This window comes from Saccharospirillum sp. ABV4_185, from assembly GCF_056159245.1.
Window position 1 is genome coordinate 976,614 of sequence record NZ_JBSWUW010000001.1, and the last position, 13,546, is coordinate 990,159.

Below are 13,546 nucleotides of genomic sequence, written 5' to 3' on the forward strand. Positions count from 1 at the left end.
GCTCGAATGCGCATTGCATTGTGCAACGAGGTTCTGGCTGACCGTCCCTTCGCCGAACAATGCCGCTATGCGGCTGCGCTGGGTTACGACGGTCTGGAAGTGGCGCCCTATACCCTGGGCGAAGATCCGCTAACGCTGTCCGATAAAGAACTTCTTGGTTACCAAGCCGTTGCGGCCAGCCATGGCCTGACGATCACCAGCCTGCATTGGCTGCTGGTGGCACCAGCCGGCCTGTCCATCGTCAGCGCCGACAGCGCCGTGCGCCAACGCACTCTGGCGGCCATGCAGCGGTTGATCGAACAGTGCGCCCTGCTCGGTGGTGAGGTACTGGTACACGGCTCGCCAGGTCAGCGCCGTCTGGCAGCCGATGGCGACCGGGAACGCGCTGAAGACTATTTCGACCGCGCCGGTGAACTCGCCCAAAAAGCCGGCGTCACCTATTGCATCGAACCGCTAGCGGCGCGCGAAACCAACTACCTCAACACCCTGGCCGAAGCCGCCGACCTGGTGCGTCGTCTCAATCGACCGGGCCTGAAAACCATGCTTGATACCTCGGCCGCAGCGCACAGTGAAACCGAATCGCCTGCCGCTGTGCTCGATGCCTGGCTCGACTCCGGTCTGGTCGCCCACGTGCAACTGAACGACCGCAATCGGCGCGCACCGGGCCAGGGTAAGGATGCGTTTCTACCAGTGCTGGCAACGCTGATCCGTCACGGCTACAGCGGCACGCTGGCAGTGGAACCCTTTAGCTACGAACCCGACGGCGCCACTACCGCAGCGCGCGCCATCGGTTATCTGCACGGTCTACGCGAGGCACTGGCATGACGGCATCACTGTTAATCATCGAACAGGCCGAGGCCTTTGAGCGCGACCACAAACTGCGGCTGCCGTTTCGCTTTGGTGTCATCACGCTGCGCGAGGTCACCGAGGTATTCGTTCGCGTGCGGCTGCGCGACGCCCACAGCGGTGTCAGCGCCGAAGGCTATGCCGCCGAGCTGATGGTGCCCAAGTGGTTCGACAAATCACCCGCCTTGAGCGAGGCCGATAACGTCAACCAATTGCGGCGTTCGGTCAGCACAGCGCTCAAACTCAGCCTGGCCGAACCCGGCCCGATGACCGCCGCCGATCACGCCTGGTATCTGGATGCCAGGCAACGCGCCGAACTGGCTGGTGAAAACGGTCTGGTCGCGGGTTTCGGGCCGGCGCTGCTGGCCGGCGCCTGTCTGGACGCGCTGGGCCGCATTGAGCAACTGTCGTTCGCCCAACTGATGCAGCGCAACCGACCTGGCCTGAGCGCGGCTCATCTGCCGGACGATCTAGCCGGTTTTGACATCGATGCCTTCCTTGCCGACCTCAAACCCCAGCCGTCCATCGCATTGCGGCATACCGTGGGTCTGGCCGATGCGTTGACACCGGCGGAACTGGAATCGCGGCTTAACGATGGCTTGCCGGAAACGCTGAGCGAGGTGATCGAGCGCTATCAGCCGGGTTACTTCAAGGTCAAAGTCAGCGGCGAACTCGATACCGACCTGCAACGGCTGATCGCCATCGCGGAGCAACTGGAGCCGCTGCCGAATTACCGGCTGACGCTCGATGGCAACGAACAGTTCACCACCGCTGCCGCCTTCAGCGAATTACTCGACGCCATAGAGGCAACGCCGCAGCTAAAACGGCTGCGCCGGTCAATTCTGTTCGTCGAACAACCGCTGCACCGCGAGCACACCCTCGATACGCCGGTGCACGACCTGGCCCAGCGCATTCCGTTACTGATCGATGAAAGCGACGCCGATCTGGACAGCTTCCGCCGCGCCCGCGAACTGGGCTATCTGGGTGTCTCGTCCAAAGCCTGTAAAGGTCTCTATCGCTCCCTGATCAACGCTATGCGTTGCCAGCACGATGCTAGCGCCGGCTGTTTTCTCTCCGCCGAAGATCTGACCACCCAGGCCGGCCTGGCCGTGCAGCAGGATCTGGCGTTGGTTGGCCTGCTCGGTCTGGGTCATGTCGAACGCAACGGTCACCACTTTGTCGGCCGTCTGGACGGCGCGCCCGCGACCGAAGTGGACGCCTTCGCCACGGCTCATCCGAGCCTCTATCAGCGCGATGACAAAGGTCTTTCATTGCGCATCCAACAGGGGCATATCGCCCTCGATTCGCTCGCCGGTGCCGGCTTCGCCAGCGGCGCGGTACCTGCCTTTGCAGGCATGCGAGCACTGACTCAACACGATCAAGAGGAATCCCAATGACTACCCATTCACTCGGCATCATCATGAACGGCGTTACCGGCCGCATGGGCATGAACCAGCACCTGATCCGCTCCATTCTGGCGATTCGGGACCAGGGCGGCGTCGTGCTGTCGAATGGCGACCGCGTGATGCCCGACCCCATTCTGGTCGGCCGCAACGCCGACAAGATTCGTCGTCTGGCGGAGCAGCATAAGGTTGAACGCTGGACCACCGATCTGGACGCGGCGCTGGCCAATAAAGAGGATCAGATCTTTTTCGACGCTGCCTCCACCCAATTGCGCTGCGATCTGCTGCGCAAGGCCATCGCCGCCGGCAAGCATGTCTACTGCGAAAAACCCATCGCCGAAAATCTGCAGGATGCGCTGGCCATCGCCAAAACCGCCGAACAGGCCGGGGTTAAAAACGGCGCCGTTCAGGACAAGCTGTGGTTGCCCGGTCTGCTCAAGCTGCAGCAACTGAATGATTCCGGTTTTTTCGGTCGCATTCTCAGCGTCGATCTGGATTTCGGTTACTGGGTATTCGAAGGCGATTGGGTGCCGGCGCAACGGCCATCCTGGAATTACCGCAAAGAAGACGGCGGCGGCATGATTCTCGATATGATGTGCCACTGGCGCTACGTCATCGACAACCTGTTCGGTGCGCCGACCTCGCTCACCTGCCTGGGCAAAACCCATATTCCGCAGCGCTGGGACGAAAATGGCCAGCCTTATAACGCCACCGCAGACGACGCCTGCTACGCCACCGTCGAACTCGACAACGGCGCCGTGGTGCACATCAAATCGAGCTGGAACACCCGGGTGCGACGCGACGATCTGGTCACCTTCCATGTCGATGGCACCGAAGGTTCCGCCGTCGCCGGCCTGACCGACTGCTATATCCAACCGCGCGAAGCCACCCCCAAACCGGTATGGAATCCGGATCAGAAACAGACGCTGGATTTCTTTGGCGACTGGCAGAAAGTGCCGGAGCGTGAACCGACCGACAACGCCTTCAAACGCCAGTGGGAAATGTTCATCCGTCATGTCGTTGAAGACGCGCCTTACCGCTGGACCCTGCGCGAAGCCGCCAAGGGCGTGCAGTTCGCCGAATTGGCGCTGCAAAGTTCCGCTGAGCGTCGCTGGCTGAACGTACCGGCGTTGGAGGACTGAGATGAGCCATTCATTACTGCTCCCCGACGCCACCGGCCGGGTCACCCGCTATCAGGTCGGCCAGCCGCTGTCCTTTCAACCGAACCCGGCCGGGCCGCGCAGCCGCGTGGCTTATGCCGCCGCTCATGTGGTAGCCGATCCGCTGGCGCCGGTCGATCCCTGGCTCGACAGCGCCGTGGACTGGGACCGCACTCTGGATTATCGCCGGCATCTGTGGCGTCTGGGTTTCGGCGTCGCCGAAGCCATGGATACCGCCCAGCGCGGTATGGGTCTGGACTGGCCGACCAGTCTGGAACTGATTCGCCGCTCCATCGACGCCAGCCGGGACTTCCCCAATGCCCGCGTCGCCAGCGGCTGTGGCACCGACCACCTGAGTGTCGATGAATGCCGCAGTGTCGACGATGTCATCCGCGCCTATGAAAGCCAGATGGCGGCCATCGAACAACTCGGCGGCCGCCTGATCATCATGGCCAGCCGTGCGCTGGCGGCACACGCTCAGTCGCCCGACGACTACGCCCGCGTCTACGACCACCTGCTCAGCCAGGCGCGCGAACCGGTGATACTGCACTGGCTCGGCGAGATGTTCGATCCGGCGCTGGCCGGTTACTGGGGCTACGCCGACGCCGACCGCGCCATGGATGTCTGCCTGGATGTGATTCAGCGCCACGCCGACAAGGTCGACGGCATCAAGATTTCACTGCTCGATGCCAGCAAGGAAATCGCCATGCGCAACCGCCTGCCTGCCGGCGTGAAAATGTACAGCGGCGACGACTTCAATTACCCGGAACTGATCGCCGGTGATGAACGCGGTCACAGCCATGCCTTGCTGGGTATTTTCGACGCCATCGCGCCAGCCGCCGCCGCTGCTTTGGCGGCTCTGGATGACGGCGATCTGGACAACTATCACAAGATTTTCGCGCCCACTCTGCCGCTGGCGCGCCACGTCTTTGCGGCGCCGACGCGTTTCTACAAAACCGGCGTGGTGTTTCTCGCCTACCTCAACGGCCACCAGGACCACTTCACCATGATCGGCGGTCAGGAAAGCGCGCGTTCCACCCTGCATCTGACCGAACTGTTCCGACTGGCCGACCAGGCCGGCCTGCTCAGTCAGCCGGAGCTGGCAGTGCAACGCATGAAGCAGGTGCTGGCAACACGGGGAGTCGAACAATGAGCGCACGGCCTTTAACCGACTTCAGCCGACTGTCGATCAACGACGCCACCACCAAGGTGCAGTGGACGCTGGAAGAAGAGATTCGCGGTTACGCTGCCGCCGACATTCGCGGCATTTCCATCTGGCGCGACAAGCTCGCCGAGTGCGGTGTCGATCAGGCGGCGCGACTGCTGCGCGAGCACGACATGACGGTGACCGGCGTCTGCCGCGGCGGCATGTTTCCCGCCGCGACCGCCGCCGGGCGTCAGGCGGCCATTGACGACAACAAGAGCGCCATCGACGACGCCGCCAAGCTGGGTGCCCAGTGTCTGGTGCTGGTGGTCGGTGGCATACCCGAAGGCTCACGCGACCTGATTGGCGCGCGCACCATGGTCGAAGACGGCCTACACGCCATCATCGATCACGCCCGCCAGGCCGGCGTACCGCTGGCCATCGAACCGCTGCATCCGATGTACGCCGCCGATCGTGCTTGCGTTAACACCCTGGGGCAATCGCTCGATCTGTGCGACCGCATCGGTCCGGGCATCGGTGTCGCTGTGGATGTGTTTCACGTCTGGTGGGACCCGCAGCTCAAGCAACAGATCGAACGCGCCGGACGCGAACGGCTGCTGGCGTTTCATATCTGTGACTGGCGCATGCCGATGTCCGACATGCTGCTCGACCGCGCCATGATGGGCGACGGCGTCATCGATATCCCGCTGATCCGCAGCTGGGTCGAGGATCAGGGCTACGACGGTTTTCACGAAGTGGAAATTTTCTCGGCCGACCACTGGTGGAAAAAACCAGCCGAGGAAGTACTGGCAACGTGCAAGGAACGTTATCTGAGCGTGGTGTAAACCCGCTTCGAGGCGTTCACCCAGGGTCGGCAACCACCGACCGGTCCCGGCACGAATGCTGTATTGTGCTGGAAAAATAAAAAACGCGGCCTGGCCGCACCTCAAAACCTGGAGTCAGACATGAACCCAACAAAAACAACACTGGTTTATGGATTGATCACTGCCGCCGCTCTGGCCATGCCGGCCATGGCGGAAGACTGGCAACCATCCAAACCCATCAACATCATCGTGCCCTGGGGCGCTGGCGGTTCCACCGACCAGGTAACCCGCGCCACCGTGCCTATTCTCGAAGAACACCTCGGCCAGAGTGTTGTGGTGGTGAATCAGGGCGGCGCCTCCGGTGCCATCGGTACCCGTGAAGTGCTGGAATCGGAACGCGATGGCTACACCTGGACCGCCAACGCCATCGCCAACAACGCCAACTATTCCATCACCGGTCTGATCGAAGACACCAACATCGACGATTATCACATCTACCTGTCGGTCGCGAACGTGCCGGTGGTCAGCGTACCGGCCAACAGCGAGTTCGATGATTTCGGTGAATTACTTGCCGCCTTCAAAGAACGCGGCAGCCAGATCACCGTCGCCACCGCCGGCCAAACCTCATCAGGCGGCACCGCCATCGCCACGCTCAGTGACGAAAGCGGCTTCGAATACAACATGATCACCTACGACGGCGGCAATCCGGCTGTGGTCGCCGCGGCGCGCGGTGAAGCCATGGTTACCACTCAGTTGGCGGTCGAACAGGCACAGATGCTGCGCGGTGGCCGACTCAAGCCGCTGGCAGTTTTGAGTGACAAGCCGCTGACAATCGAAGGTCTGGACGAGCCGATTCCGCCGGTCACCAACTGGCTGCCCGATCTGCCAGTGGCGCCGGATTACTTCGGCATCTTTATTCCCACCGGCGTACCGGACGAAGTGGTCGCCACCATGGATCGCATCTGGGCGGAGCACGTGATGAACTCCCAGGCGCTGCAGAATTACGCCGACCGTCAGGGCGCCATCTTCGATCCATCCTACGGTGCCGAAGCCCGCTCTCGCGCCATGCCGATCGCCATCCAGGAAGCCTGTGCCTATGTGCATCGTGGTGAAGCGGTAATCGATCCGATCGACATCGGCATCGATTGCGAAACCCGCAGCGAAGTGGACCGCTGAGTCGTAGCCGGCGGGTGTCGTAAGGCACCGGCCGGATTTCTATAAGCACATTCACCTAATAAGGAGGGCTGAGCGATGAGCGATATCAGCCAACGCTCGCTGCGCGCCGATCTGATCAGTGGCCTGGTGTTTATCGCCTTGGGGTTACTGGTGTTTATCGCCGCCTGGACCATGCCCCGACTGGCAAGCCGGGGTGTGCATCTGTCGACCATTCCCGGTCTGGTGCCGATGGCGCTGGGTCTGATGCTGGCGTTCTGTGGTCTGTTGCTGAGCCTGCGCGCCTGGCGTCAGGGAGCGCTCAAACCACTGCCGGTCGGCCAACGCCTGCGCGATCTGTTTAACGATATCGAAGCCGTCCGCCTGGGCGCCATGCTGGCGCTGACGCTCTGTTATGCGCTGTTACTGGTCGGTCGTCTGCCGTTCTGGCTGGCCACCCTTGTCTATGTATTCGCCGCCATCGTGCTGTTCGAACGTTATCTGACCAGCCAGCCGCGCACCTTGCTGCGCTGTCTGATTCTGGCCGGCATTCAGGCCGTGGTCGTTGCGGCGGTGGTCACGCTGTCTTTCCAGGAAATCTTCCTGGTGCGATTGCCGTGATGATTCAATGAGGAAGTACCATGTTCATGATTGAAGAGCTTGGCATGCTGGCTCAGGGCATCGGCCATTTTTTAACACCACTGAGTCTGTTCAATATCGCCTGGGCCACCTTGCTGGGCATTGTGATCGGCATGCTCCCTGGCCTGACCGCCACCATGGGGGTCGCGCTGCTGGTCACCCTGACTTATGGACTGCCCGGCGATCAGGCCATTCTGACGCTGATCTGCATGTACGTTGGCGCCATCTACGGCGGCAGCCGCAGTGCCATTTTGCTCAATATTCCCGGCACCCCGGCCAGCGCCGCCACCAGTCTGGACGGCTATCCCCTGGCTCTGGCCGGCAAGGCCGGTTACGCCATGGGACTGGCCACCACCAGCTCGGCGATCGGCACTTTGGTGGGTATTTTCTGCCTGGCGGTGCTGGCGCCCATGCTGGCCGAGTTCGCCTTTAACTTCGGCTCCTACGAGTTCTTCTGGCTGGCGGTTTTCGGTGTGGTAATTTCCGGACGGTTAACCGCGGCAGGCGATCCGCTGAAAGGTTACATCGCCGGACTGCTCGGTTTGCTGGTTGCCATGATCGGCATGGAAAGCCTGCACGCTTACCGCCGTTTCACCTTCGATATTCCGCAGATGGCCGGCGGTATCGACATCATTCCGGCCATGGTCGGCGCCTTCGGTTTTGCCGAGATTCTGACCGTGATGAAACGCAAGGCGGATGCTCAGGTGATTCGCTCCCAGGGTCGGGTCATACCGGAATTCAAAGACATCTGGAAATACCGTCGCACCTCGATTCGCTCCGGCGTGATTGGCACTCTGGTGGGCATTATTCCCGGCGTCGGTGAAGACATCGGCAGTTGGTCATCCTATGCCGCCGCGCGTCGCGCCAGCAAAGAAAAAGACCAGTTCGGCAAGGGTTCCTACGAGGGTTTGACCGCCGCCGAAACCGGCAACAGCGCGGTGATTCCCGGCGCTCTGATTCCAGTGTTAACACTGGCCATTCCCGGCTCGACTTCCGCAGCCGTGCTGATCGCCGCCATGTTTATTCATGACATCCGCCCCGGCCCGATGCTGATGATCGAGAACCCGGACTTCCTCTACCAGGTGGTCGCCATGCTGCTGTTCACCACGCTTGCCATCACTCTCTACGGACTGTCGATGACGCGCCTGCTGGTGAAAGTGTTGAACATTCCGCGCGAAAAACTGATGCCGGTGATCTATGTGCTCTGTGTGATCGGTTCGTTCTCCATTTCGCAACAGCTGTTCGATGTCTACGTCATGGTGTTCTTTGGTCTGGCCGGTTATCTGCTGCGGGAAATGAAATACCCGATGGCGCCGATCGTGCTGGGTATCATTCTGGGTACGCTGCTCGACACCAATCTAAGACGCGGGCTGGCGCTGACCGGCGGCGACCCGACCCCTTTCTTTACCCGTCCAGTCAGTTTGATACTATGCCTGATCACGCTCGCCGCCATCTTTATGAGCATTCCCGCCTGCACCCGGCTGGTCCGACAACTGGCGGCCAGGCTCGGTCTGGTGCGCAAGGCCGCGACCGACTCAGGTTCCTAAAGCGATTGTATGAACGACGGAGCGCATCGAAGTGGGTCGTAAACGCAACCCGGACCTCACCCGCCAGGATATCCTCCAGGCAGCTCACGAAGAGTTCTGTGAAAAGGGCTTCGATGGCGCCCGGATCGACAGCATTGCGGCCCGCGCAGGCGCCAACAAGCGCCTGCTGTACCACTATTTCGGTAACAAGGAAGACCTCTACCGGACGGTACTGCTGGGCGCTTACAAGACCATTCGCGCCGGTGAGCGCGAACTGAGCCTGGATCAGTATTCACCCGAAGAAGCCATGGACCGGCTGGTGCGCTTCACCTTTCGTCACTTCCAGCAAAACCCCTGGTTTCTGCGTCTGCTGACCACAGAAAACCTGCAATACGCGCGTTTTCTCAAAACTCTGCCCGAGGTCAAGGAACTGCATTCGCCGCTGGTTGAGCAGATCCGCACGCTGATCGAGCGTGGCGCCAGCAAGGGCATTTTCCGCCAGGATGTCGACCCAGTTCAGCTATATATCTCCATCGCGGCCCTGGGGTATTTCTACATCTCCAACATCCACACCCTGTCGATCATTTTCGACACAGACCTGGCGCATATCGCCATGATTCAGGAACGCGAAGCGCACGCCGTCGCCATGGTGCTCGACTTCCTGAAAACCCGGCCGGACGACCACAGCTGACCCGGCATCCTTGAGGTCATTGCCATGAAAATTGTCATTGCTCCGGATTCATTTAAAGAGAGTCTGACCGCGTTGGATGTAGCCAGAGCCATCGAGTGTGGCGTGCGCGCAGTCTGGCCCGACGCCGAGTGCAGACTGCTGCCGATGGCCGATGGCGGCGAAGGCACCGTTCAGGCCCTGGTCGATGCCAGCGGCGGCCGGCGCATAAGCCAGACCGTCAGCGACCCACTGGCGCGGCCGGTTCAGGCCGACTATGGCGTGCTCGGTGACGCTGAAACAGCGGTTATCGAAATGGCCGAAGCCTCCGGCTTGCATCGCGTTAGCTCCAGCCAACGCAACCCAGACCTCACTTCCAGCCGGGGCACCGGCGAGCTGATTCGTGCTGCCCTGGATAGCGGCGCCCGGCGGCTGATTCTCGGTCTGGGCGGATCGGCCACCAACGATGGCGGTGCCGGCATGCTGGCCGCGCTCGGCGCGCGTCTGCTTGATGCCGAAGGCGCCGATCTGCCTGATGGTGGCGCTGCTCTGGCGCAGCTGTCGCGTTTGGATCTCAGCGCTCTCGATCCGCGCTTGCAACACACAAAGTTGATCATTGCCAGCGATGTCACCAACCCGCTGTGCGGACCCCAAGGCGCCAGTGCGGTGTTCGGCCCGCAAAAAGGCGCCAGCGCTGAGCAGGTTAAGACGTTGGATGAGGCACTGAATCACTTCGCCGATTGCCTGGCCAAGGCGACCGGTATCGACGCTCGTCACCAGGCCGGTGCCGGCGCTGCCGGTGGCCTGGGCGTCAGCCTGATGGCGCTGGGCGGAGAATTGAAACCTGGCATCGAGGTGGTGGCTGAAGCGGTCGGTTTGGCATCCGCCATGGCTGGGGCCGATCTGGTTTTTACCGGCGAAGGCAAGCTCGATGGCCAGACTCTCGGTGGCAAAACACCGCTGGGCGTGGCCCGGGTGGCGAAGGCCGCGAATGTACCGGTTATCGCTCTGGGCGGTGCCATGGATGACGATGCCGCAGCCCTGATGGATGCCGGCATCGACGCCCTCTTTGGCAGCGTACAACGACCCATGTCGTTACCCGACGCCCTCGCTGGCGCAACCGATAACCTCGAGCGCGTCGCCCGCCAGGTCGCTGCCAGTATTGAGCTGGGACGGCGGCTGGCGCGCTGAATCAGGCTTCGTCCTGCACTGAATTGATCAGGGTTCCCACCCCGCTAATGCTCACCCGCACCTCATCGCCGGCTTTCATCCATACCCGCGGCTTACGAAACGCACCGGCGCCGCCGGGTGTGCCGGTGACGATCACATCGCCCGGGTTCAACTGCGAAAAGGTGCTGATGTATTCGATCAATTGCGGCACATCGAATACCAGATCGCTGACCGGGGTGTCCTGCATCAGCTCACCATTCAGTTCGGTGGTCAGATGCAATTGCGATGGATCGGGAATCTCATCAGTGGTGACCAATGCCGGACCAAAACCGCCGCTGCCGGGAAAGTTTTTGCCCGGCGTAAATTGCGACGTATGCACCTGCCAGTCGCGCACCGAGGCGTCGTTATAACAGCTGTAGCCCGCGACATAATCGAGCGCTTCAGCCGCTTTCACATGACGGGCGGTACGACCGATGATCACCGCCAGTTCGCCTTCGTAATCGAAGCGATGCGATACCTTTGGAACGATCAACGGCTGACCATGACCGACCTGGGTATCGGCATAGCGGGTGAAGATCATCGGATACTCCGGCTTGGGCATACCGGTCTCTTCAATATGGCGGGCGTAGTTGATGCCGATGCAGTAGATTTTTTCAGCATCGGGAATCACCGGTAAATAAGTCACTTCATCAAGGTTAATCAAAGGCAGCTTATCCAACGACGGTACCGATGCCAGACCAGCGCCACGCAACAGCGCCTTGAGCGTCGGCGCCAAGGCACGGGCATCGCGCACGCCCGCTTCGTCGAGTACCCCAAAACCGGGCTCACCCTGGTGAACAAAAGACACCCATTTCATATCGACTCCTGTGATGGTTTGTTGTTGTTTACGCCAGACTTTTCGCGCTCAACCAGCGCGGCCGCTGCAACACAGCGTACTAAACATGCAACGCCTGCGGACGCTACACTGAGCGACCTTTATCATCCGGCGCTGAATCAGGAAAAGCATCCGGAAAAAACACTCGCGGAGGAACGCATGAAAACATTAAAAGACACTCGCGCCATCGGCCTGGGTTGCATGAACCTCTCGCACGCCTACGGGCCGCGTCCGTCCGAGGAAGATGGCATCAAACTGCTCAACGAAGCCCTGGATGCCGGCTACGATCATCTCGATACCGCCGCTCTTTATGGCTTTGGTAAAAACGAATCCTTGCTCGGCCGTGGTGTTATGCATCGGCGCGATGAATTTTATCTGGCCAGCAAGTGCGGCATGTTCAAAGGCCCGGATGGCAAACGCGCCATCGATGGTCGCCCGGACGTTATCAAAGAGACCTGCGAAGCCGCGCTGCAACGACTGAACACCGATGTTATTGATCTGTATTACCTGCACCGCTGGGACAAAAACGTGCCCATCGAAGACAGCGTCGGCGCCATGGCCGATCTGGTTAAAGAAGGTAAGGTACGCGAGCTGGGTTTGTCGGAAGTCTCTGCCGATACCCTGCGCAAGGCGCACGCCGTGCATCCGATCGCTGCGGTGCAGACTGAGTACTCGCTGTGGACGCGCAATGCGGAAATCGCCGTGATCAAAGCCTGCGAAGAGATGGGCGTCACCTTCGTTGCCTTCAGTCCGCTGGCGCGCGGCTATTTAGGCGCCAAACTGATCGATCCAGCGCGTCTGCCCGAAGGCGATATTCGCCGCCAGATGCCACGTTTCAGCACCGAACACTACGCCAAAAACCTGGCCTTGCTGGAGCCTATGAAAGCCATCGCCGCCGAGCACGAGGTCACAGTGGCACAGCTGGCACTGGCCTGGGTGCTGCATCGTTCGCCGTCTATCGTCGCCATTCCCGGCACCACTCAGATTGCGCACATGAAAGACAACCTGGCGGCGACCGACATCAAGCTGAATAAGAGTGTCGTCGATGAACTGGATCGGCTGATCAACAAAGACACCGTCAGCGGCCCGCGCTACGGCCAGGCGACGCTGGCGGAAATCGACACAGAAATGTTCAGCGAAACCGACTGAACGCCCAGCCTTTGCCGCTGGCCAGGTTATCCCTTAGCGGAGGCCTCTTTATCCCTTAGCGGAGGCAACGCGGGCAAAAGTTGAGGCCAGCACCCGGCTGGCCGGTGTCAGCGGACTCTCGCGCCGGTGGATGATGTACAGCGGGTAGTCGGGAATGGTTTCACGCACCGGCACGTCCACCAGCAGCTCGCGATACTGCGGCTGCTGCGCCAGCTTGGCCGGCAGCAGTGCAACCGCTTCAGAATGCACCAGCAGCGCCAGGGTCGAGGTCATCGAATAACACTCCATGCGCGGCTGCGGCGCCGGCAAACCCGCCTGTTGAAAAATCTTCACCACCAAGGGACTGATATTGGCGCCGGCGCCGACGTGCACCCAGTCGGCCGGGTCGAGTTGCGCCAGACTGGTGGCGTTGCGATAACGACTGCCGACGCTGGTCACCACCGCCATGCGCATGCGCTCAATTTCCTCGACGATAAATTCCGACTCGGACAAGGGTTCCCACAGCGGGCAGACCGCGAAATCGATATGGCCGGCGCGCAGTCGATTGATCGCCAGCGCCTGCAAACCTTCGTAGATATCCAGCCGCACCTGCGGGCAATCGCGTTGAAACAGACGCACCGCCTGCGGCACCAGATCGACGCAGGACGAAGGCGCCAGCACGATACGCACAGCGCCTTCCAGCTCGCCGCGCAACTGTTTCATTTCGTCCAATGCGCGATCGGTTTCGTTAAGAATCGCTCTGGCGCGCACCGCGAAGGCTTCGCCATAACGGGTTAAGTCGATGCCTTTTTGCGAGCGACTGATTAACGGCACGCCCAACTCAGCTTCCAGTTGGCGCAGTTTTTTCGATACTCCAGGCTGCGACTGATGCAACGCTTTGGCGGCGGCGCGAATGCTGCCGCTGTGCAGCGTCGCCATAAAGGCTTCGATCAGATCCAGCTTCATTGGCGATCCATGACTCTATAACCATTGGTTATCATGCTAACCAATTT

Annotated in this window: 13 protein-coding genes; 11 read left to right on the plus strand and 2 right to left on the minus strand. The window is 60.9% G+C overall.

Going from position 1 to position 13,546, the window contains the following annotated elements:
• The first annotated feature begins 6 nt into the window (after positions 1-6).
• From ACXAE6_RS04375 to ACXAE6_RS04420, 10 genes are all read left to right on the plus strand, one after another.
• Positions 7-825, plus strand: coding sequence for a sugar phosphate isomerase/epimerase family protein (locus ACXAE6_RS04375; RefSeq protein ID WP_475145005.1), 819 nt, complete (start codon positions 7-9; stop codon positions 823-825).
• Entirely contained in the window at positions 822-2,243 is a 1,422-nt protein-coding gene (locus tag ACXAE6_RS04380) for a hypothetical protein (protein WP_475145006.1), read from the plus strand. Before ACXAE6_RS04375 ends, ACXAE6_RS04380 begins: the two co-directional genes overlap by 4 nt.
• A complete protein-coding gene (locus ACXAE6_RS04385) occupies positions 2,240-3,391 on the plus strand; it encodes a Gfo/Idh/MocA family protein (RefSeq protein ID WP_475145008.1) in 1,152 nt (383 codons plus the stop codon). The genes ACXAE6_RS04380 and ACXAE6_RS04385 overlap by 4 nt, the downstream gene beginning before the upstream one ends.
• 1 nt (position 3,392) lies before the next feature.
• Positions 3,393-4,562 (plus strand): dihydrodipicolinate synthase family protein, encoded by a 1,170-nt coding sequence (locus ACXAE6_RS04390; RefSeq protein WP_475145010.1) that lies wholly within the window; start codon positions 3,393-3,395, stop codon positions 4,560-4,562.
• The gene (locus tag ACXAE6_RS04395; protein ID WP_475145012.1) at positions 4,559-5,398 is read left to right on the plus strand and encodes a sugar phosphate isomerase/epimerase family protein; all 840 of its coding nucleotides are present in this window, start codon (positions 4,559-4,561) and stop codon (positions 5,396-5,398) included. Before ACXAE6_RS04390 ends, ACXAE6_RS04395 begins: the two co-directional genes overlap by 4 nt.
• Before the next feature lie 120 nt (positions 5,399-5,518).
• Positions 5,519-6,553: a tripartite tricarboxylate transporter substrate binding protein gene (locus tag ACXAE6_RS04400; RefSeq protein ID WP_475145013.1), complete on the plus strand. Its 1,035-nt coding sequence runs from the start codon at positions 5,519-5,521 to the stop codon at positions 6,551-6,553.
• A gap of 75 nt (positions 6,554-6,628) precedes the next feature.
• Complete coding sequence (locus ACXAE6_RS04405; RefSeq protein ID WP_475145016.1) at positions 6,629-7,150, plus strand: tripartite tricarboxylate transporter TctB family protein; 522 nt, start codon at positions 6,629-6,631, stop codon at positions 7,148-7,150.
• A gap of 20 nt (positions 7,151-7,170) precedes the next feature.
• Positions 7,171-8,715, plus strand: coding sequence for a tripartite tricarboxylate transporter permease (locus ACXAE6_RS04410; protein WP_475145019.1), 1,545 nt, complete (start codon positions 7,171-7,173; stop codon positions 8,713-8,715).
• Between the two features lie 31 nt (positions 8,716-8,746).
• Positions 8,747-9,385, plus strand: coding sequence for a TetR/AcrR family transcriptional regulator (locus ACXAE6_RS04415; RefSeq protein ID WP_475145020.1), 639 nt, complete (start codon positions 8,747-8,749; stop codon positions 9,383-9,385).
• 24 nt (positions 9,386-9,409) lie between these two features.
• Positions 9,410-10,552 carry a glycerate kinase gene (locus ACXAE6_RS04420; protein WP_475145022.1) on the plus strand — a complete coding sequence of 381 codons (1,143 nt, stop codon included), beginning with the start codon at positions 9,410-9,412 and terminating at the stop codon, positions 10,550-10,552.
• Position 10,553: 1 nt separating this feature from the next.
• On the opposite strand, the gene ACXAE6_RS04425 is transcribed toward ACXAE6_RS04420, so the two are convergent.
• Positions 10,554-11,387: a fumarylacetoacetate hydrolase family protein gene (locus ACXAE6_RS04425; RefSeq protein WP_475145025.1), complete on the minus strand. Its 834-nt coding sequence runs from the start codon at positions 11,385-11,387 to the stop codon at positions 10,554-10,556.
• Positions 11,388-11,564: 177 nt separating this feature from the next.
• On the opposite strand from ACXAE6_RS04425, the gene ACXAE6_RS04430 reads away from it, so the two are divergent.
• The gene (locus ACXAE6_RS04430; RefSeq protein ID WP_475145027.1) at positions 11,565-12,554 is read left to right on the plus strand and encodes an aldo/keto reductase; all 990 of its coding nucleotides are present in this window, start codon (positions 11,565-11,567) and stop codon (positions 12,552-12,554) included.
• Positions 12,555-12,602: 48 nt separating this feature from the next.
• Here ACXAE6_RS04430 and ACXAE6_RS04435 read toward each other — a convergent pair whose 3' ends face one another.
• Positions 12,603-13,499, minus strand: a complete 897-nt coding sequence (locus ACXAE6_RS04435; protein ID WP_475145029.1) for a LysR family transcriptional regulator — start codon at positions 13,497-13,499, stop codon at positions 12,603-12,605.
• Between the last annotated feature and the right edge of the window lie 47 nt (positions 13,500-13,546).

What these genes read in the sequence shown, in the direction of transcription:
- ACXAE6_RS04410 (WP_475145019.1), top strand. Translation starts at nt 7,171, where the DNA reads ATGTTCATGATTGAAGAGCTTGGCATGCTGGCTCAGGGCATCGGCCAT.
- ACXAE6_RS04425 (WP_475145025.1), bottom strand. Translation starts at nt 11,387, where the DNA reads ATGAAATGGGTGTCTTTTGTTCACCAGGGTGAGCCCGGTTTTGGGGTA.
- ACXAE6_RS04400 (WP_475145013.1), top strand. Translation starts at nt 5,519, where the DNA reads ATGAACCCAACAAAAACAACACTGGTTTATGGATTGATCACTGCCGCC.
- ACXAE6_RS04375 (WP_475145005.1), top strand. Translation starts at nt 7, where the DNA reads ATGCGCATTGCATTGTGCAACGAGGTTCTGGCTGACCGTCCCTTCGCC.
- ACXAE6_RS04405 (WP_475145016.1), top strand. Translation starts at nt 6,629, where the DNA reads ATGAGCGATATCAGCCAACGCTCGCTGCGCGCCGATCTGATCAGTGGC.
- ACXAE6_RS04430 (WP_475145027.1), top strand. Translation starts at nt 11,565, where the DNA reads ATGAAAACATTAAAAGACACTCGCGCCATCGGCCTGGGTTGCATGAAC.
- ACXAE6_RS04420 (WP_475145022.1), top strand. Translation starts at nt 9,410, where the DNA reads ATGAAAATTGTCATTGCTCCGGATTCATTTAAAGAGAGTCTGACCGCG.
- ACXAE6_RS04435 (WP_475145029.1), bottom strand. Translation starts at nt 13,499, where the DNA reads ATGAAGCTGGATCTGATCGAAGCCTTTATGGCGACGCTGCACAGCGGC.
- ACXAE6_RS04385 (WP_475145008.1), top strand. Translation starts at nt 2,240, where the DNA reads ATGACTACCCATTCACTCGGCATCATCATGAACGGCGTTACCGGCCGC.
- ACXAE6_RS04395 (WP_475145012.1), top strand. Translation starts at nt 4,559, where the DNA reads ATGAGCGCACGGCCTTTAACCGACTTCAGCCGACTGTCGATCAACGAC.
- ACXAE6_RS04390 (WP_475145010.1), top strand. Translation starts at nt 3,393, where the DNA reads ATGAGCCATTCATTACTGCTCCCCGACGCCACCGGCCGGGTCACCCGC.
- ACXAE6_RS04380 (WP_475145006.1), top strand. Translation starts at nt 822, where the DNA reads ATGACGGCATCACTGTTAATCATCGAACAGGCCGAGGCCTTTGAGCGC.